This is a genomic window from Chryseobacterium sp. CH25, from assembly GCF_004119455.1.
Lineage (GTDB): Bacteria > Bacteroidota > Bacteroidia > Flavobacteriales > Weeksellaceae > Chryseobacterium.
In genome coordinates this window covers 576,162-597,026 of record NZ_NRQT01000002.1, presented here as the reverse complement: position 1 = coordinate 597,026, position 20,865 = coordinate 576,162, and the positions used below count along the sequence as shown (strand labels likewise).

The following is a 20,865-nucleotide window of genomic DNA, read 5'->3' as shown; positions in this document are numbered from 1 at the left end:
GGGGTTTAATTTTGTAAAACACAAAAAAAGAGAACATTACTTATATTATTAATAATTATATTCTTAAAAACATCAATACTTTATACACAATTTAGGATTTAATAAATACAGGAAATAATATTAACTTTTTGCTAAAGTCAATAAACATAAGCATTTGGCATGATTTTAGTAACCCGTAACGTAGATTTTTCGTTAAAATACGAATTATCATATTTTAACTGTTTTCACTGAAAAGTAAAAAAATTGTATAAGTTTTTATAAAAAAATTGCACAATTAGAAAATAGTATTATATTTGCTATAATTACGAACTAACTTTAATATTAAAAATTATGAACAAGTCTGAATTAATCGACGCAATCGCAAAAGATGCAGGTATCACTAAAGTTGCAGCAAAGGCTGCTTTAGAATCTTTCATTGGTAACGTAACTTCTACTTTAAAGAAAAAAGACGGAAAAGTTTCTTTAGTAGGTTTCGGTACTTTCTCAGTAGCTGAGAGAGCAGCTAGACAAGGGATCAACCCTGCAACTAAAAAACCAATTAAAATTGCTGCTAAAAAAGTTGCTAAATTCAAGGCTGGAGCTGATTTATCAAATGCAGTTTCTGGTGCTAAGAAAAAATAATCATTCAGATTACGAAAATTCAAGACCGTTTCTTTGAAGCGGTCTTTTTTATGCCCTGTAATTACTGATATTGAATTGATTATTAATTATGGATTTGAAATTGCCAACACAATATAAACCATTCAGTGTTTAGAATATTGCTGAAGGTTCAGAAGAAGGAAAAATATTTATATAAAACCATTAAGGTGAGTAAAGAGATCATGATTATTAAGTTTTGGCTAAAGCCGGATGGATATAAAATAAATAAGCGGGCTAAAGCCCGCTTCTATTGATGTTTTAAATACTTTATGCTCAATTTATCAAAGGATTCTGAAATACCTTTTATATCCTTTCTATGGAGCCAATCGAGAGATCTTCCAATCCAGATCGTCTAACTGATATATAATTCTATCATGAAGACGGTTAGGTCTTCCCTGCCAGAATTCAATTTCATAAGGTCTTGCAAGATACCCTCCCCAATGAGCAGGTCTTGGAATCTCTGTATTTTCGTATTCTTTTTCCAACTCTTTTAATTTCTCTTCCAGAAACTCACGGCTTGGTATTTCCTGGCTCTGTGGAGAAACTACAGCGCCTAACTGACTTCCCTTAGGTCTTGAGTGAAAATAACCGTCACTCAGATTCTCGGCTACTTTTTCAAGGTTGGCTTTGATGATGATCTGCCTCTCCAGATTAGGCCAGAAAAAGTGCAGACAGGCTTTATGGTTATTCTCTATTGCTTTTCCTTTTCGGCTGTTGTAATTGGTATAAAAAATAAACCCTTCGTGAGTATACGCCTTCAGTAAAACCATCCTTGTTCTCGGACAACCATCTTCTTCTACTGTAGAAACCGCCATAGCATTGGATTCTGAGACCTCAGAACTCTCACTGGCATCCAAAAACCAGTCTCTAAACTGCTCAATTGGATTTTGTTTTATCTCACTTTCAATAAGTTGGGATTTATCATACACTTTTCTTTTGTCGTGCAGGTTTTCCATAAATATTTTTTATTAAATTTGAGTATGAATCACTCATACAAAGGTAAAATATTAATCTCGACACCTGACATTTCCGGCGATATTTTTTCCAGATCGGTAGTATTGGTTATTGAACATAACGAAAGCGGTGCTTTTGGTTTGATACTGAATAAAAAAAACAGTCAGATGAGCAGTAAATTCAAAGATTTCTTTGATTTTAAAATTGAGGTGTATGATGGTGGGCCTGTGGAAAATGACAAGGTATTTTTCATTGTAAAAGGTGATGAAAAAGTAACTGAGGTTTATACAGATATTACTGATGAATATTACCTTACCGAAGATATTGAGCGTATCATCAATGCTGTATTAGCGAATGAACTGGATATTCACAATGTAAAAATCTTTTCCGGATATTCCGGATGGGCTCCTAATCAACTAGACAGCGAGGTTCAGAGAAAGATGTGGACGGTAGTGGATGTTTATAATCTTGATTACACTCTTCCGAATGATCAGACTTTATGGAAATCTATCATGCAGAACCTTGGTGGTGAATTCCTACTTTGGGCCAATTCTCCTGAAGATATTTCATTAAACTAGCGATATCCTTTCCAGATAAGCAAAATAATTAACAAATTTTAGGATTTTGTTAACCAATTTTAAAGAAAGTTTTTCCGTTCTTTGAAAAACCAAAATCACTGAAATGAAAGGTATTACATTACTTGCTTTATCAATCTTTTCGACTGCTTTTTTATCCTTTACTCCTCTTAACAAGAAATATATTGTCATAGACGCTGGTCATGGTGGCAATGATCATGGTGCCGTATATGGTAATTTTAATGAAAAAGATATTACATTAAGTATTGCCAGAGAAATACAGAAACTTAATGAAAATCAGGATCAATATGAAGTAGTTTTAATTAGAAGCGAAGACACTTATCCCAGCCTTTCCGAGAGAACCAGCCAAATCAACAAACTGAACCCTGAAATGGTCATCTCACTTCATGTTAACACCTCTCTTCAGCAAGAGACCTCTATGCGGGGTACTGAAGTATATGTTCAGAACTCTGAAGATTCAAAAAAACTGGCAGGAAAAATCTATAAAAAATTCAAAGTCCGTAAAATTGAAGAACGCAATAATCTTCATATGCTAAGAGAAACAAAAGCACCTGCTGTATTGGTTGAATTGGGATTCCTCAATAATTCTTCAGACAGAGCTTATATTACCAGTGAAAACGGACAAAAGGAAATCGCACAGAAATTCGTTGACATTATCAACGAAAATTAAATAAAGAAACAATTTCTGATTTACTCAGAATAAAACCCGGTAAAGGACTTTGTAACTTTGTTGTTTACCGGGTTTGTCAATTTATGAGTTAAAACTCTTTTTCCAGCTTTCTACCAATTCTGTAAATCGGGAAGTTTCAAAGGTTTTATTTCTTATTTTACCTACAGAAAATATGCCTTTCTCATCAGAAATCATTAAAATTTCTTCTGCTTTCTGAGATTCAAATGCAATAATCTCGTGTTCCTGGATATCTGCCAGGTTATTTTTATGTAAAAAAGTAACAAAGTTTTCCATTAAAGGAGATATGTAAGCTCCTTCGGTCTGTTTTGGAACTTTAATCACATTTCCTTCCATAAATAAAAGGTTACCGGAAGTAGTACGGGCAATTCTTTTATTAGGATTTAAAAGGATAACATCATCAAGATCATTTTCCTGGGCGTAAATTCCTCCGTAGATATTTTCAGGACAATGTACTCTGATATTACTTAAGAGATTATTATTTACATTGATTTCCTTGATCAGATCCATATCCAGAGGTCTCTGATGAACTGCCAGTACATCATCTTTTACTTCAACTTCATAAAAGTAGGAAATTGAGGATTTTGCCAATGTTAGGGCATCCTGGTTTCTAAATACCTGGAAATTGATAATTCCATTCTGGATTCCTTTCCCATCTATAACCTCTTTCTGGAACAGTAACTGGAAAAACTCCAGTGTATAGGTTAAGGGAATATTCATTCTCATCTTTCTCATGGAAGCCATCAGGAAGAAATAGCATTCTTCATCCATGATCAATCTGCCGTCTCTTACAAAGAAAGAAACCTTCACTGCATCGCCCCAAAGAAAGGCTCTGTTCTTTATATTCAATTCGTCTGACGTAAAATATTGATTTTCCAATTTTCGATGTGATTTATTTACAAAAAATAATGAACGATAAATCGTTCATCAGTTTTATCATTTGATACAGTCCTGCATTATGCAGCACCTAATTTTATTCTGAGGTTCTCAATAAGATTCTCCCAATACATTGCGTTTTCTTCTTCATCACCTTCTTCACAGAAATCTGTAATATTCAGTGCCAGATCTTCTGTAATATCATCTATGGTGATAGTCATTTCAAAGAAGTTTTTAGTTCCCTCATCTTCTTCCCATCTAAAACGCACGAAACCTTCAGGCTTATATCTGATCAAAGTGGCCTTTTCTGCAGGGCCTCCACCCCAGCTAAAAAAGAAATCATCGCCTTTCTCTGTAACCTCATCCGCAAACCATTCAGACAACCCCTCTGCAGTAGCCAGATATTCATATAAAATCTCTGATAAACAATGCATTGGAAATTCGTAATGGACTTTATGTTTCGCCATATAATCTTTGTTTTTATCGTCCCGCAATATATAAATTAATTTTTTTATTACACAAAATTGCAGTTACTTTTTTAAAGAATCTGCATGATATTTATCAGAGATTATAAATATGTATTATGTTAAGTATTAAGCTTTAAAACTTCCATGTAAAGCATAAAAAAAATCTCTCCATTACGGAAAGATTTACATTGACTGTCTGAAACAATCTTAGTTCTTTTAAAAGTGGAAATTTAATTCAACAAAGCCTATTTTTCCGAATCCAGTTTCACTCCATCCTGTCTTTTTATCCTTCTGAAAGGTGTCGCGATCTACTATATAAATGTATTTGTAATAAAACATCGGCTCCGTAGAAATAGAAAAATGCGGAGAAATGAAATACTGTACTCCAATGAAAGCTCCTATTCCATTATCATACTGGGGTTTATTAATATTCTTGTAATTAGAATATCTCATAAAAGCATCGACACCATAATAGAAGTTCCAGTTTCGGTATCTTTTAAGGTTTCTGTCTACCCCAAGTTTCATAGCAAACTGTGTAAAACCTCCTTCACTACCATCTTTTTTATAATCAAACCCAGTTCTGTAGGACCATTTACCCTGTGGTGAATACCGATAATTAATAACCATTGCATTATCATCGGATGCAAAAATGGATTTAATAAACTTGTTAATCCCAATACCTATCTGATGTTTGGGAATTGTAAATAAAGTATCTTTCTGGGTCTGGGCTAAGCACAGGAACGAAAAGAAAAGAAAGAAAAATGCGGGAATAGTACGTTTCATAATAAAAACATCTCAAAGATTTATAAGTCTTTGAGATGTGTATCTTTTTTTGTGATATTATTTGATATAGTTTGCGAATATAGCTTTGATCTTCTGTTCAAAATCTCCAATATATACATCTGTATTTTCAGTGGTTCCATCGGCATAAACAATAAAGAATTCTCCTTGTCCATTTACTGTTTTATAGATGATCTCTCCAACTTTTTGTCCGGAATAATATACCTGAGCCTTAGAGTTTGCGTTGATCTGGCTGTCTGTAGGATCATTAATAGCTGCCAATGCTTCTAAATTCATACTACCCGTAATTTTAAGGTTCCCTTCCGTTACAGATACTGAAACTGCTTTAAAATCGTCCTTGGATGAAATATTAGCATAATCAGTATGTTTTAATGTAACATTTGCAATTACCTCACTGTTTGCACCTTGAGGAGTAGCAGCATTATATTTGAACTGAAATTCTTTGCTTGAATTTCTCTGCCATACAATAGTCTGCGTCCAAGGGGAAGCAAATATTTTGATATTGGCACTGATTGGCATACTGAAATTAGTACTGTTATCAAACGTAACATTTGATAAATTCATACTAAAGATTGTATTATCATTTCTCTTTAATGTAAGATCAAAAGTTTTAGGAAGCCAAATGGTTTCTGAATTATAGCTTGTCTGAATATCAGAATAAGAGGTAAGTGCTAATTCTCCGTCAACAGCTGCCTGATTTTTAACCGATGGGAATTTAAGAACAATACCCGTAGAGTTTCCCGTCTTAGCCCATTGTCCTGTAGTATTATTATAGGTATAAACTCCCAATTTAGTTGCAAACTGTAGTTTATTATTGATCAGAACCTCTCCAAATTGGGTTTCAAAACTTTCGATAACATTATTTAAATAGCTATCATCATACTCTTGTGCAGTATTGTTGAACATGGTGTATAAAATATATTTTGACAGATCACCATCATCCAATACATTCAGTTTATCATAGAAACTATTGATTGTTTTTTTGATATTCTCCTTGTCCTGTGCTACTGTTGTGGTACGATTTTCAGTAATAGAATCATCTGAACTTCCGCAGGCTTGAATCCCCAGGATAGTAGCAAGTCCTATCCCAGTGAATAAAATAATTTTTTTCATGGTTATTTTTTTACGCTGCGAAAGTATATATTTTTTTTATTTATTCAAAACTTTATAAAAAATTGCTTATTCCTCGTCTAGAATCTGTAAAATAATTTCACAGCCTTTTCTGATTTCATCAAGAGATAATGTAAGCGGTGGGGAGATTCTCAAATATTCATTTCTATACAATTGCCAGAAAACAATAAGCCCGTTTTCCATACATCTTTTAGCTACATGTAAGGTATATTCCGGTTCTCCAAGGTTTACTGCAAGCATTAACCCTTTACCATTTATATTTTTAATCTTTGGATGTACCAGAAGTTCTCTGAACAGTTTTTCTTTTTCTTCAATTTCATCCATTAAACCACTTTCCAATACTTCTTTCAAAGTAGCATAACTGGCTGCAGCAATTAGTGGATTTCCTCCAAAAGTAGTAACATGTCCCAGTTTTGGAGAATGCGATAATGTTTCCATAATTTTTCTTGAACTCATAAAAGCTCCTACCGGAACTCCACCACCCATTCCTTTTCCCATAACAAGGATATCGGGAACGATACCAAAATGTTCAAATGAGAATAGTTTTCCTGTTCTTCCAAATCCGGGTTGAATTTCATCAAGAATTAAAAGCGCTCCTACTTCTTCACATCTTTTTTTCAGCTTAATCAGATAATCATCATTCGGAACCAGAAATCCAGCTGCACCCTGAATGGTTTCCAGAATAACACAGGCTGTTTTTTCTGTAATCTTCTCAAATTCATTTTCATTATTGAATTCGATAAAACTAACCATAGGTAGTAACGGACGGAATTCTCTTTTATGATTTTCATTTCCTGACACACTTAATGCACCATGAGTATTCCCGTGATAAGAATTTTTAAAGGAAATAATTTCTTCTCTTCCTGTATATCTTTTAGCAAGCTTTAAACTTCCGTCAATGGCTTCTGCACCACTATTTACAAGATAAGTCACTTCCAAAGGTTCCGGAGTAGCTTCTGCAAGCAACTTACATAATGCAATTGGCTTTTCCTGAGCATATTCTCCGTACACCATTACGTGAAGATACTTATCTGCCTGTTCCTTGATAGCATTCACTACTTTTGGGTGTGAATGTCCTAATGTATTGGCAGAAACACCTGCTACAAAATCAAGATATTTTCTACCATCTGTACCGTAAATATAGTTTCCTTCTGCTTTTTCAACTTCAAAACCTGCCGCAAATTTGGTGGTTTGTGCTTGATATATAAAAAAATCTTTGTGCATTTCCATTGTCTCAAAAAATTTCAGCAAAGCTATAAAAGATTCAGCAAATGCCGAAATTATTGATATGGAATAAAAATATCACCCTTAAAAGTTTAAGAGTGATATTCATTGAAATATTAAGATTCGTTTAGAGTTATAATACTTTTTCTACCGTTACATAGCTGTCATTGGTAACTGTATAATTGGTTGTACCACTTACTTCTGTAATAGACTCCAGTGTAATATACTGTCCCTGAACCGCATATACTGAAATATCTAAACTGATCTTTCTGTTGGTTCCATCAAAGTTAACAGTATCTTCCAACAATTGAAATCTTTTCACATCATTCAGGTATAAACTGGCTCCTAATCTGTTGCTAAATGATCCTGCAGGACCTGTAAAATTAAGATTTACATTAACCCTATACAGCCCGGTCTGCCTGATATACAACCTGTTAAGATCAGCTCCTGTAGTAGGGACATTTGTTTTCAGTTTTAACGGATCAGCAAGGAAATTGGGTTTATCAATGGTGTTATTAATGGGTAGAAAAGCAGTCCCATCCGTTGTTGACACAGCATTCAACCGGAACCTTGAGATATTATCTGATTCTATTTCAAAAGCCTTACTCCATACCAGACCATCAAAAACCATTACCTCACCCGTGCTTTTAACAAACAAAAGCATCCCTCTCAATTCTTCTATCCTGGTTACGGGAGCACTTGCTCCTGTATAAGGAAGATCTACTACAGCGTTCACTGCCGGAAGACCAAATCCTTTCACCCCAGTTGCTTCGTTGGTATTGGTAATATACATCATTACCTTATCATTTCCGCTGGCGTTAGAGTCCGGATTAGAGATACTGGTGAAATTCACCTGTGCACTGTACATATTGATCGCCAATAAAGACAGTCCGAATATATATTTTTTCATCTTAATAAGCTTTAATTAAACGTGCTGCGAGATAAGAATTAATTGAATTGGCATCTGTACCATAAGCGGATAATGATCCACCAGATCCACCAATGGTTCTGATGGTAGGAATAACCCTTAACTCAGCTCCTACCGGTAAAGAAAGCGTCTGGGCAAAACTGCATGTTTTATTTCCATTTGTATCTATAACGAATATGAGTGAATAATTGGACTTCGTAACGATTGTTTCCCAATTTCCTGCAGGAGTATATCTAACCTGTAGTGTCAGCTTAAATTCTGTAACACCTACCTGTGCACCAAGAGATCCACCGGTAAAACCTAAAGCAGCACCTACATCATAGATTCCTGCCAGTTTTATTGTAACATTACTTGCATTCTTTAATGTAAGATTATCTACAAGAACCTCACTTTTATCATCCGGAGCTAAGTAAACTGCAGAACCAGTTGAAAGGCATATTCCTAAACCAAAAGCAATACAAGGGATTGAAATTCCTGAAGAGATTCCAAGTCTTGAGCCTTTAGGCTGATATATTCCCTGAATTTGTCTTGCAGGATTCCAGGCATAGCCATCATATTTATAATACTGGTCATCTGCTTTACTGTAGATAAGCCCTCCTACAAGATTGGGATAATCATTAAATTTATCTGTTACTCCAGCATTGTATTGCGGAAATGAAGTAAAACTGTTGGAAAAAGGAAGTATGGCTCCTTTGGTTCCGTCTAAAACTTTTACGATATTTTTTGTGCTATAAATATCGCCACCAATCCCTACCTGGGAAAACAAGAGGTATTGGCAAAAAAGTGCTATAATTAATGTAACCTTTTTCATCTTATTGCATATTTATTTTTTCAACAATAATATCTGATATAGAATTTCCTGCAGTGTTCATCGCAAAAAACATATTATTTCCCACACAGCCACCTACCAGCATAGTCTGGTTACCGTAGAATCTCAGTCTTGCTCTGTCATTGGCATTAAAAACCCCTACATAAGTAAATGCAAGAGACTGTCCCACATCTATAGACCCAACAGGTATTGATCCCAATGAAAGCAACCCGCCTGTAGTATTGCTTACTGTATTATTAACAGGTCTCCACGTTGTTCCATTATCAGAACTAATTTCTAAATTCAATCGGGAATACAGATTGGTTGATGCTCCTATACAAGTAGGAGTACCTACATTCAGCGCACCACTTTTAAATGAAACTTTATACAGGCCTCTAGTTTTAAAATTAATTACATTACTTGTTGTACTCAGCAGGTCTACGTCCGTTGAAATTTCATTCAGGGCAGGTATTCCTGTAGTAAAAGGTACATCTACTGCTGCACATTGCTGATTAGATCCAATAAGACAATTAGGGAATGGTAAAACAACACATGGATCGCAAGTAGTAGTAACGGTTCCATTCCTTATAAAACGGGCCATTTTATTATTTTTCATGGTCGTCACAATAGGGTCTGAGATTTTCCAACTTGTTCCGTCATTCTGAACAACACTTCCTGTTTCACGGTTAAAGATAACAGAACCTTGGGTTCCGTCTCCTGTTGTACCGGTTAATGAGGAAGGCAATACCGAAGCTGTGTTAGCTCTCGGTAGTCTGGCTGCGTAATCGTCTTGCTTTACATGCAATTGGGTTCGAACGTCTGGCTGAAAGCCCGTGGTTTTAGAAATACCAACTTGGGCCTCGATCTTTATATTGCAAAAAATAAAGATCAAGATAATAAATTCTAATTTCATATTGTCATTTTTAGATTGGCTTGACCTATTAAATGTATAAAATATTATAATTAGAAAAATATACTAGTATTTAAAAATAATAACTCCAATATATTAGAGTTATTACAACCAATAAAAAGTTCAGTACCAGACAGAAAATTCTAAGTTTAAGACTGAGAAAAAATATTTTTAATTTTAATATCGAAAGAAAGAATTTGAACAATTTCAACCCTTTTTTTTTGTTTTAAATCAAAAAAAATTACCATTTATGATATGAAAATTATTTTTTTAACATTTCGAGTTACAAAACAAGACCTTAACCAAGCTTCAATCAAGGTTAAAAAATTATTTAAACAAAATCAAAAACAAACAATTAACACATTGATATACAATATTATATATTAAAATTAAATTAATTCAATGAAAACTATGAGACTTTCAAATAATAGATTTTCTATCATTAATCAATTTGGTTAATAAATTTAATTTAACATTTACTTTTTTCACTATTTATTGATATAAAAAGCAAGAATTTATTTAAGAAATTAACAATTTTCAAAATAATAATTATGTTTAATCAAAACCTAGCTGTACAAAATTTAAAACTGTTATCTGAGATTTCTCATCCTGATAAAATGATTTAAATTAACCTCATAGACATAAAAAAAACCGCTTTATAATAAAGCGGTCTATATATTATTTTCTTACTCTTTTTGGCTTTTTCGCCTCTTCTTTGGCTCTTTCTTTTTCAATAGCTTCCTGAGCCTTATCATACAACTCATTATCTGAAGAATATTTGATTTCCTCATAATTCGGACTGTCTACCAATATATCCTGCCATTTCCTGATCCGGTCTTTTGTATTCCAGTTGAAATCAGGAAACTTTCTTTTTGAAGGTTCCAATTTACTCATAGGATAGGTGTCGGCTGTAGCTCCGATACTGCAGGAAATAATCTGCAGAGCTCTATCCTCAAATAAAGCACCAATGATACCACAAGCAGAAAGTGTAATTCCAATTCTTTCCGGTTTTTGGGTTTCTTTGTTTACATCATCTACATAGGCAATAGACTGCGCATTCCCAACTACTCTGGCTTCTTTGATATCATTCCCTTCATAGTAAACGGTCATAAACTTACCTTTCACCTGATTGAATTCATCTTTAAGGGTTAAAGAATCTACTTTACTGATGGCAAAGGCATTTCCAATTACTTTTAGGGAATCTATATTCTCATTCTGGGTATTAAAATAGGCTTCCACTTTATCACCTGTCACCTGTTTTTCACCACTCCATAAAATAGGCTTTGTATACATATGCATAACACCATCCGTTTCATTAAAAGCAATAGAGTCAGCTCTTCCCTGTGCATTAGATTTGTATATTCTTGCTTTTTTGTAAGCTCGTAAAAAACTTTTTTTAATTCTGATATCCAGAGAATCTTGTCGCTGATACGTTATGATCTTTTCTGCAGCAAAATACGCCGTATCTTTTTCCATGATTTTAACGGCGTAAGGATTTTTGGTGATCATTGAAGAGTCTTTTTTCTCAAAGATTTCGCCATAACCGCCCTTCACATATCTCCTTTCCTTTGGATCATCCAGCTTTACGTTTCCTGTTGCCTTTCCGAAACCTGTGATCTGATTAAAATACATATCATCACCGGTAAGGATTTTATCATTATAAAAGATCTTGGAATTTTTATTCAGGAAAGCTTCTTTGGTTTCCATTCTATAGGTTCCTCTTTCTGTATAAACCCTGTTTTTAGGATTAGCTCTGTTGGTAATGGTTGTGGGCCCAAAAAATTCGGCTACTTTGGTGTTCTGATTCTGTTTGATATTGACTCCTTCAATAATGTATTGAGCGTTGTCTATTTTAACGTTCCCTACAAAATCAATCATTTTGGTATTGAGGAAATAGGTTGCAGCTTTAGTATACATTACATTTCCCTGACTGTCGGAAATAGTACCGCCTGTATTGAAATAAGCCTGACTTGACAGTTTATCATAATACAGAATATCTGTTTTAATCGTCTGTTTAGGATCAGTAAGAACAACGTTCTTACGGGCAACACCTTTCTGGGTATTACCGTCATATTCCATTTCTCCAGCAGTGATTACGGATCCGTCAGCATTTTGAAGCTTTGTATTTCCTATTGCTTTGGCAAAGTTCTCTTCACTGTAAAGAACTACTTCATCAGCGGTAAGTATAGATCCCTTTTGTTCTATCTGAACATTTCCTACAAAATACTGATTACCATCATATTTTGTGGGATCTTTAATAATTTTATCTGCGTTGATAAGCTTTATTTTATCCTCAGGTTTCAATGGCTGCGTTTTTGCAGGTGCAGGAGTCTGTAAATAAGGATCTCTCTTCACAGGAGTTTTATCCTGCGCAAAACTAAGCGTAGAAATAAAGATAAACAGAAAAAGGATTTTTCTCATTAATTAGTCATTCTTAGTGCCATAAAAATATAGCGAATGAGAATCAATTTTTACGCCAAACGCTTCTTCAATGGCTTCTTTGATTCCTTGGATTCTTGGGTCACAGAATTCAATAATTTCTTCAATTTCTTTATCAGAGTCTTTTTTGTAGATCACCAAATGGTCATGCTGTTTATCAAAATAAGACTTCTCATAAGATGAAGAAGTAAGGGTCTTTTCTCCGAACTGATGTTTACGGATTAATCCTGCATCAAGGAAAATCTCGATAGTGTTATAAATAGTTGCTTTAGAAACATGATATTTCTTCTGCATCATCAGAAGATACAGATCATCTACATTAAAGTGATGATCCATATTATAAATTTCTTCTAATATCGTATATCTTTCAGGAGTGTTTCTAAACCCTTTTTCTAATAAGTAGTTTCTCAAAACATCCTTGATCAAAGCTATATTTTTTTCTTTTTGTACTGTATCCATTAAAAAAATTATCTACAAATTTATTGAATTTTATTTAAATAGATAGTATGGTTTAAATGCACCAGGCATTAAGAGTTATGACGGAAGTATCCGGACTGTTCGATTTTATTATCGTAAACAGTAAGCTCTGTAATTGGAGCCGACTCTACTTCTACGTTGTGAGAAGACACTCCCCAGGCCTTAAAGTCATCACTTCCGATATACTTCACAAAATTGTAAATATTAAGTGTAATCTTCTGTTTAACAGTTAAAAGTATATCGTTGATATAAGTATTATCTATAATTACATACTTCAAATCCGGTGGTATATCATGAGCTCTTAAAGATGGATGGCTGCTTCTTGAAGGAATGGTTCCATCTGCCATAAGATCTCTCAATACCATATTGAAATAGTCATTAATTCTTCGGTCTACTTTAAATCCTAAAAGGAAATTGATCTTATAAACAGTTCCCGGAAGGATTTCATCAACTGTATATTTGAATGTATATGGATCTTCCTGATTCACAATACTTAAAATAAAGTAGTGATCTGCTCTCTTCGGCTGCTTTTTGATGATAGAATAAATAATTTTAGATTCTACTTCATCATTTCTTTTAGCACGGCTTAAATAAGCAAGGTTTGTTGCATATTTTGGAATGGTTTCATCCAACTTCATATCCTTAAGGATGGAAATGTATTTATCAATTTTAACATATTGAATGAAATTCGCTTTTATCAGTCTTCCGTTGTACCATGCGTACATACATACTGCGATGAATCCACCTAATACCATCGTTAACCAACCTCCATCTACAAATTTAATAACGTTAGCATAGAAGAATCCTGACTCCAGGAAAAGATAAACTAGCGCAAAACCTGCAATAAAAATTTTATTAACTCTTGTACGGCTCAACCAGTATAAAAGAAGAATTGTGGTCATCAACATGGTGATGGTAATAGTAAGCCCATAAGCAGCTTCCATATGTTCTGATTTCTGAAAGAATACAACCACTACAAAACAGAACGCCATTAGTCCCCAGTTAATTCTAGGAATATACATCTGTCCTTTAATCCCTGAAGGATATTCAATATGCTGATTCGGCCAGAAAGAAATAGACATTGCTTCAGAGAACATGGTAAATGATCCTGTAATAACCGCCTGGCTGGCAATGATTGCTGCTGCAGTAGCCAGAATTACACTTGGTAAAACTGCCCATTCAGGCATAATTCCGAAGAAAGGATTTACTCCGTTATGAACCTGGTGATAATTATCCAATAACCAAGAACCTTGTCCTAGATAATTTAGGATAAGCATTAGTTTTACAAAAATCCAGCTGATTCTGATATTCTTTGCTCCACAGTGTCCTAAATCTGAATATAAAGCTTCAGCTCCTGTTGTACACAGGAATACAGCTCCCATAATTACGATGGCACTGGATGAATGCGTAATCAGGTTATAGGCATACATTGGGTTGAAAGCTCTGATGATCTCAATATGATCAAAAATATGCATTGATCCTGAAATTCCTAACACCAGGAACCAGGTTACCATTACAGGCCCGAAGAACTTACCAATGGAAGCGGTTCCGAACTGCTGTACGACAAAAACAATGAATAGAATGACTAAGGTAATGAGAACTACCGGAGTTTCGGGATTATAGATCTTTAACCCCTCAATGGCAGACATCACCGTTAAGGAAGGGGTGATTACACTATCTGCTACGAGCGTGGATGCTCCAATAATGGCGACTATATAGAGCCATTTTTTCTTGAGTTTTTTTACAAGTGAATACAAAGCAAGAATTCCACCTTCACCCTTGTTATCTGCTCTTAAAGCAATGATCACATATTTCAGGGTAGTCTGGAGCGTCAATGTCCAGATGATACAGGATAATGCTCCTTCAATGTATTCATCAAATGGCATCGTAGCGCCTTCTTTTCTTGCATTCACAATCGCCTTCATTACATAGAGTGGTGAGGTTCCAATATCTCCGAAAACGATTCCAAGCGAAACTATAACGCCTACAAATGAAAGCTTCTTTAGGTCAAAGTGATGACCGCCTTCTGTAACTTCTGCCATATCAGCCAATTTATTTTTTTAAAAGCGCAAATTTATATCAATTTTATGACCCCAAGAATTTTTCTTCATGAATATAATAAATGAAAAAACTTCCTTTCGGAAGTTTTTTTCTATTATGATTACTTAACGTACATTGCTTTTTTAATTTCCTCTTTCACTTTTTCAAGCTTAGGGAACCATTCTGCAAATAATGCAGCTGAATAAGGTGCAGGTGCATCAGGAGTAGTAATTCTCTTGATTGGAGCATCTAAATAATCGAATGCTTTTTGCTGTACCATATACGTAATTTCAGAAGATATTGATCCAAATGGCCAAGCTTCTTCTAAAATAACCAATCTGTTTGTTTTCTTTACAGATGCTAAAATAGTATCGAAATCTAAAGGACGAACTGTTCTAAGGTCAATAACTTCAACAGAGATTCCTTCTTTTTCCATATCTTCAGCAGCCTGTAATGCCAACTTCATGATTTTACCAAAAGAAACTAAAGTAACATCTTTACCTTCTCTCTTGATATCTGCTTTTCCGATAGGTAAATAGTACTCTTCTTCTGGAATTTCCATTTTATCACCATACATCTGCTCAGATTCCATGAAGATCACCGGGTCATTATCCTGGATAGCTGTTTTCAATAATCCTTTTGCATCATAAGGGTTTGAAGGTACTACTACTTTAAGCCCTGGGCAGTTGGCGAACCAACCTTCAAAAGCCTGAGAGTGTGTAGCTCCTAACTGTCCTGCAGAAGCGGTAGGTCCACGGAAAACGATTGGGCAGTTCCACTGTCCACCACTCATCTGACGGATTTTCGCAGCATTATTGATAATCTGGTCAATTCCTACAAGAGAGAAATTGAATGTCATAAATTCTACGATAGGTCTGTTCCCGTTCATTGCAGCTCCTACAGAAATCCCAGTAAACCCAAGTTCTGCAATCGGTGTATCGATCACTCTTTTTGGACCAAATTCATCCAGCATTCCTTTTGAAGCTTTATATGCACCATTATATTCTGCAACTTCCTCCCCCATCAGGTAAATGGATTCGTCTTTACGCATTTCCTCGCTCATTGCCTGCGCAATTACCTCACGAAAAGTATATTCTGCCATATTTTCTTGAAAAATTTAGACTACAAAAATAGTGTTTTTTTATTATACACATAATAAAAAGGCATCTCATTTGAACAAGATGTCTTTTTATTAATAATAATTCAAAAAAGAGATTTTGTGGGAAGGGGAGTTGGAGGCTGGAAGAGGGAAGTTATTGAGGTTTACAAAACTACTGAAAATGTATTTTTATTGTTTTTTACTCACTATTTTTTCAAAAGCAACATATACCAACCTCCAGCTTCCCTCTCCTGCTTTCATTCTCAAATTGCTTTTTCCTCCTGAAGGCTCAATTCTTTATAGTTTTTTCTCAGATCCTGTAAAATTTTCCCGTAGGTTCTTTTATAAATTATATACAGGATGTAAAACCCAATCACTGCAAAAAAACCGAAAATTATATAATTGGCTACTTCAGGAATCATTATATCAGGATTGGTAGGTAAAGCGTTAGTATCATGATTTTTATTATAACCATCCTTTAGCCCAGCCATAAAATCTCTTGTATTATGATCAAACTGAATAATATTATCTGTGACAGCCAGTACCAGTGATATGCCTGCATATCCCAGAATAAGAGTACGCATATTTAAAATGCTCTTCATCAATGTGATACTGTCCTGTCCGGTTCTCATTTTACGAAACAAAATGATAATGGCTGCTGTAAAAACAAAGAACATGGTTATTCTTATATAAGGAAACTCTCTGTTCAGATAGCCATATAAAGCCCATAAAACCATTTCCACCAAGCCAATAATCAATAATGTTCTGGTCATAGAAACAGATTTGTTTTTTATCATCTTATAAATTTCATTTTCAGAATATTCTTTAAAATCATCCGATTCTTTATTCCAATCTTTTTTCAGTAATTCTAATTCGTCCATATTATTTTGTGCTTATTTTGGTTTTCAGATTATTTTTTGCCCTGTTCATCTTTACTCTTGCATTTCCTTCTGTAATCCCGAGAATCTCACCTATTTCTTTATAGGGTTTGTCTTCCAGGTACATCATGATTAAGGCTTTTTCCACGTCAGACAATTCATGGATGGCTTTATACATTTTTTGAAGCTTATGTTCATCGTCTTCATAAACCTCGTATTCCAATGTAAGGGATGAAACATCAATATGAGCAGTATCTGCCTTTTGTTTCTGAGGTTTTCTGAATAATGTAATCGCCGTATTAAGGGCTACACGGTACATCCAGGTAGAAAACTTAGCATCTCCTTTAAAACCCGGAAAAGATTTCCATAGCTGAATCGTGATTTCCTGAAATAAATCGTTATGATCTTCAGTATTGTCTGTGTATATCCTGCATATTTTATGGATTAGCTTCTGATTGGGCTTAAAAAAATCTATAAATGTTCTCTCCTGTTCGGTGCTCATATTCTATAAGTGGGGAGATTTTATTTTCGTTACATAATTTTTCAAAAAAAATGACATCTCATTTCTGAAATGTCATTTTAAAATTCTATTTAAACTTATATTAATTAGCTTTCTCCCAAACCTGGGTTCTTCCTAATAATGATAATCCTAAATACCCTCTTACATTAAGCTTGTCTCCGCTTTTTGTAATGGTACATTTGTAAGTTTTCCCTGTTTTAGGATCTGTAATACTCCCTCCAGTAAACTCATCTCCTTCTTTCTTCAGTCCACGGATAATTTCCAACCCAGCAATTGGCTTACCTTTTCTGTCATCTTTACAAGCTGTACAGTTAGGGTCAGCTGGTTTTATTAATAGCTGAGAAACTTTACCATAATACTTACCATCAGACTTTTTAAATATTTCTACAATAGATTTAGCCTGTTTGGTTTCATCATCTATGGTCTTCCACTTTCCTTCTATCTGTGCAAATGTCATCACACCAAATAAAGAAAGCGCGAATGTTAACATTATTTTTTTCATATTTCTTATAGTTTTAATTTTAATACAATATACTTTTCTATGTATTGATAAAAATATAAATTAATTTTTAACGAACAAAAACTTTTATTATACAAAGCATAAAAGAGTAAATAAATGAGTTTACTTATTTAAGCTTCCTGTTTATCACTCTATCCATATAATCCTGATACCAGGCTTTTGCAGTTTGCTTTCCCTGTTCTACTTCGGGGTTTTTTAATTGGCTAATCAGATTCTTTTCAAGAGCAAGGTCCGTTTTATCATAGACTCCCACAATTTCCTTGCCATCAAAACGATAGATGTAATTTCCAATCATAAATTGTTCATTATTCCCATCTGAATTCACCATAATTCCCGGATATTTTTTATCACTTACTAAACTTCTTCCCCAGCTTCTGATGGGTTTATTATACCCAATGAGATCTGCAAGTGTTGGATAGATATCAATCTGCTGGGCCATTTCCTGATTTTCACCTTTAAGCTGATATGCAGGATTTGGAGAATATAAAACTAACGGAACAGCAAAGCGGTTCATCGCTTTTTCATATTCGGGATAATAAATCTGGTTGGTATGATCTCCCGTAAATACAAAGATTGTATTATTAAACCAAGGTTGTTTTTTAGCTGTTTCAAAATATTTTTTAATCGCATAATCCGTATACTGTATTGGCTCATGCATTTCTATTTTTCCTTTTTTGAATTTTCCCTGATACTTTTCAGGAATTTTGAACGGATGGTGTGAAGACGCCGTAAAAACGGTCGTCATAAAAGGTTGCTTCTTTCCTACATTTTTAGCAAAATACTGGAGAAACGGTTCGTCCCAGATCGCCCACATTCCATCAAAGTCTTCATCATGGTTGTATTCTGTTTTCCCGAAATAATGTTTAAACCCTAAAATATTTCCAAATCCTAAAAATCCCATAGAACCATTAGGAGCTCCGTGATAAAAAGAAGTATCATATCCCAAATCATTACAGACAGAAACGATAGACTGAATTTTCTGATTAGAGTATGGAGAACCCGTAAAAGCATCGGTAAGACTCGGAATACCTGCTAAAACACTACTCATCCCATGAATAGACTGTCTTCCGTTTGCGAAAGTATTCGGAAAAATAAGGCTCTGAGTGGCCAGGCTGTCCATAAACGGAGTGTAGGAAACGTAATCTTTAATATTCTTATCCTTATTAAAAGCTCCCGAATATTCTCTCCCGAAAGATTCTACAATGAAAATAACGATATTGGGACGGTTTTCTACCTTTCTGTCATATACTTTATAAGGATGTACATTCTCTTCAATATATTTTTCATCTACAAAATGAACTTCTTTGAAATTATTGGTATTTAAAGTTCTGAAGAATGAAAACGTACTGTTAAGAACCAGATTACCCTGTAATGGATTGGTAACAAAACGAGTAGCATCCACCATATTAATAGGTCTTGTGCTGTGTTTGAAATCTCCTCTGATTCCCCCTACTACTAAAACAGCAGTGATGCACAGAGTAACTATGGAAGATAAAAAATAAGAAAGTAAATGAGCTGGTTTTGTCTCATCAATCTTTACTTTTTTATAAAGGAAAACCCACAATCCCATTAAAACAATAAACCAAATCAGTACAAAAGGATGTTGCTGTACAGAAATCATCAGCGTCTGAGAAACATTAGACTCGTGTTCCGCAACCTGAAATACAGCTGAAGTAAGCCTTGACTGGGAGAATTTATAATAAATAAAATCCCCAAAATTCATCCCATAAGCCAATCCGTTCGTCAGAAAATAGACCCAGAACAGAACTTTCTGAAATCCTTTCTTGGTATTGATGACCAACGGTAAAAGGCTCAATAATATAAATAGTGCATTCACATACAAAATAGCCGTTGTATCGAAAGCTGTACCATGATAGGCCAACTTAAGGTATTCTGAAACAGAGTCTACCTTAATAAGGTCTTTATTAAAGTACCAGAATAAAAGTCTTGCGATCTGATAAAAAACATAGGCTAAAAAAATTCTGTAAACCAATGCCAGAAGTTCCTGTTTTCTAAATCCTTTTAAAAATTTCATGGGGCAAATTTACATCAAAATCATTTTATTGCGTTTTTTAGTACATATTATTTTGAGATAGAATTTTTAAAAACTGTAATTTTGTACTTATGGATTTTATAAAGAATAATCTGGCTAATGCCTTGACCCTGGCTAATCTATTTGCAGGCTGTGTGGGTGCAATACATCTTATTTTAGGAGACTATCAAACTACGGCAATATGCCTTATCCTCTCCTCCATTTTTGATTTTTTTGACGGATTTGTAGCCAGAGCCTTAAAATCAAACTCCAATCTGGGACTTCAGCTTGATTCTCTTGCGGATATGGTGAGTTTTGGCGTTATTCCGGGACTTACCATGTATAAAGCTCTTGAACCATTCGGAACTGAACTTCTTGGGCTTCATTTACCATTTGAAATTAAATATCTTGGTCTGGTTGTAACTGTTTTCTCTTGTTTAAGACTTGCTATTTTCAATCTTGATGAGGAACAGAGATATTATTTTAAAGGATTAAATACTCCAACCAACACAGTTCTTTTATTTGGATTATACTATGCTTTCAAGGAAACCGGAGCATTCAGCTTCCTGTTTGATAATGCATTGCTGCTTATCATTCTTTCATTCCTTACTTCATGGCTTCTCATCAGCCCTATCAAAATGATGGCAATGAAATTTAAATCCAAAGCATTAAAAGACAACTATCCAAAAGTAGTATTATTGGTAGGTGGAATTGCTATTCTTACTATCTTCAAGACTGTAGGGATTCCGATGCTGGTGATCTATTATATGTTAATATCCCTTATTTTTCAAAAACAATTAAAATAGGAATCAAAGGATTTCTTATTTTCAAATTAACA

Annotated in this window: 21 protein-coding genes; 4 read left to right on the top strand and 17 right to left on the bottom strand. The window is 34.4% G+C overall.

Annotated features, from left to right (window positions below):
• The first annotated feature begins 330 nt into the window (after positions 1-330).
• Complete coding sequence (locus BOQ64_RS08055) at positions 331-621, top strand: HU family DNA-binding protein (protein ID WP_027379880.1); 291 nt, start codon at positions 331-333, stop codon at positions 619-621.
• 332 nt (positions 622-953) lie between these two features.
• On the opposite strand, the gene pdxH is transcribed toward BOQ64_RS08055, so the two are convergent.
• On the bottom strand, positions 954-1,595 hold the full coding sequence (pdxH, locus tag BOQ64_RS08050; RefSeq protein ID WP_129054843.1) for a pyridoxamine 5'-phosphate oxidase: 642 nt from the start codon (positions 1,593-1,595) through the stop codon (positions 954-956).
• A gap of 24 nt (positions 1,596-1,619) precedes the next feature.
• Here pdxH and BOQ64_RS08045 point away from each other — a divergent pair, with 24 nt between their 5' ends.
• Positions 1,620-2,171, top strand: a complete 552-nt coding sequence (locus tag BOQ64_RS08045) for a YqgE/AlgH family protein (RefSeq protein ID WP_129054841.1) — start codon at positions 1,620-1,622, stop codon at positions 2,169-2,171.
• Positions 2,172-2,274: 103 nt separating this feature from the next.
• The gene (locus BOQ64_RS08040) at positions 2,275-2,859 is read left to right on the top strand and encodes an N-acetylmuramoyl-L-alanine amidase (protein ID WP_129054839.1); all 585 of its coding nucleotides are present in this window, start codon (positions 2,275-2,277) and stop codon (positions 2,857-2,859) included.
• Positions 2,860-2,940: 81 nt separating this feature from the next.
• Here BOQ64_RS08040 and BOQ64_RS08035 read toward each other — a convergent pair whose 3' ends face one another.
• The 16 genes from BOQ64_RS08035 to BOQ64_RS07960 all read right to left on the bottom strand — a co-directional run bounded on the left by BOQ64_RS08035 (position 2,941) and on the right by BOQ64_RS07960 (position 20,030).
• On the bottom strand, positions 2,941-3,756 hold the full coding sequence (locus tag BOQ64_RS08035; RefSeq protein ID WP_129054837.1) for an aminotransferase class IV: 816 nt from the start codon (positions 3,754-3,756) through the stop codon (positions 2,941-2,943).
• Between the two features lie 77 nt (positions 3,757-3,833).
• Positions 3,834-4,220 carry an START-like domain-containing protein gene (locus tag BOQ64_RS08030; RefSeq protein ID WP_034696870.1) on the bottom strand — a complete coding sequence of 129 codons (387 nt, stop codon included), beginning with the start codon at positions 4,218-4,220 and terminating at the stop codon, positions 3,834-3,836.
• A 216-nt stretch (positions 4,221-4,436) separates the two neighbouring features.
• Positions 4,437-5,003, bottom strand: coding sequence for a hypothetical protein (locus tag BOQ64_RS08025; protein WP_129054834.1), 567 nt, complete (start codon positions 5,001-5,003; stop codon positions 4,437-4,439).
• Positions 5,004-5,060: 57 nt separating this feature from the next.
• Entirely contained in the window at positions 5,061-6,134 is a 1,074-nt protein-coding gene (locus BOQ64_RS08020; protein WP_129054832.1) for a hypothetical protein, read from the bottom strand.
• A 66-nt stretch (positions 6,135-6,200) separates the two neighbouring features.
• Complete coding sequence (locus BOQ64_RS08015) at positions 6,201-7,376, bottom strand: aspartate aminotransferase family protein (RefSeq protein ID WP_129054830.1); 1,176 nt, start codon at positions 7,374-7,376, stop codon at positions 6,201-6,203.
• 133 nt (positions 7,377-7,509) lie between these two features.
• Positions 7,510-8,286: a hypothetical protein gene (locus BOQ64_RS08010; RefSeq protein WP_129054828.1), complete on the bottom strand. Its 777-nt coding sequence runs from the start codon at positions 8,284-8,286 to the stop codon at positions 7,510-7,512.
• 1 nt (position 8,287) lies between these two features.
• Positions 8,288-9,115 (bottom strand): hypothetical protein, encoded by an 828-nt coding sequence (locus BOQ64_RS08005; protein WP_129054827.1) that lies wholly within the window; start codon positions 9,113-9,115, stop codon positions 8,288-8,290.
• A 1-nt stretch (position 9,116) separates the two neighbouring features.
• A complete protein-coding gene (locus BOQ64_RS08000; RefSeq protein ID WP_129054825.1) occupies positions 9,117-10,025 on the bottom strand; it encodes a hypothetical protein in 909 nt (302 codons plus the stop codon).
• 675 nt (positions 10,026-10,700) lie between these two features.
• On the bottom strand, positions 10,701-12,443 hold the full coding sequence (locus BOQ64_RS07995) for an OstA-like protein (protein ID WP_129054823.1): 1,743 nt from the start codon (positions 12,441-12,443) through the stop codon (positions 10,701-10,703).
• Positions 12,444-12,446: 3 nt separating this feature from the next.
• The gene (locus tag BOQ64_RS07990; protein WP_027374694.1) at positions 12,447-12,920 is read right to left on the bottom strand and encodes a Fur family transcriptional regulator; all 474 of its coding nucleotides are present in this window, start codon (positions 12,918-12,920) and stop codon (positions 12,447-12,449) included.
• A gap of 68 nt (positions 12,921-12,988) precedes the next feature.
• The gene (locus tag BOQ64_RS07985; RefSeq protein ID WP_129054821.1) at positions 12,989-14,980 is read right to left on the bottom strand and encodes a KUP/HAK/KT family potassium transporter; all 1,992 of its coding nucleotides are present in this window, start codon (positions 14,978-14,980) and stop codon (positions 12,989-12,991) included.
• Between the two features lie 119 nt (positions 14,981-15,099).
• Complete coding sequence (locus BOQ64_RS07980) at positions 15,100-16,080, bottom strand: pyruvate dehydrogenase complex E1 component subunit beta (RefSeq protein WP_027374696.1); 981 nt, start codon at positions 16,078-16,080, stop codon at positions 15,100-15,102.
• A 260-nt stretch (positions 16,081-16,340) separates the two neighbouring features.
• Positions 16,341-16,958, bottom strand: a complete 618-nt coding sequence (locus BOQ64_RS07975) for a hypothetical protein (protein WP_129054819.1) — start codon at positions 16,956-16,958, stop codon at positions 16,341-16,343.
• A gap of 1 nt (position 16,959) precedes the next feature.
• Entirely contained in the window at positions 16,960-17,457 is a 498-nt protein-coding gene (locus tag BOQ64_RS07970) for an RNA polymerase sigma factor (protein WP_129054817.1), read from the bottom strand.
• Positions 17,458-17,557: 100 nt separating this feature from the next.
• Complete coding sequence (locus BOQ64_RS07965; protein ID WP_129054815.1) at positions 17,558-17,977, bottom strand: DUF2147 domain-containing protein; 420 nt, start codon at positions 17,975-17,977, stop codon at positions 17,558-17,560.
• A gap of 124 nt (positions 17,978-18,101) precedes the next feature.
• Positions 18,102-20,030: an LTA synthase family protein gene (locus tag BOQ64_RS07960; RefSeq protein ID WP_129054813.1), complete on the bottom strand. Its 1,929-nt coding sequence runs from the start codon at positions 20,028-20,030 to the stop codon at positions 18,102-18,104.
• An 89-nt stretch (positions 20,031-20,119) separates the two neighbouring features.
• Between BOQ64_RS07960 and BOQ64_RS07955 the strand changes: the two genes are divergently transcribed.
• Positions 20,120-20,833 (top strand): CDP-alcohol phosphatidyltransferase family protein, encoded by a 714-nt coding sequence (locus BOQ64_RS07955; RefSeq protein WP_129054811.1) that lies wholly within the window; start codon positions 20,120-20,122, stop codon positions 20,831-20,833.
• Positions 20,834-20,865 lie beyond the last annotated feature (32 nt).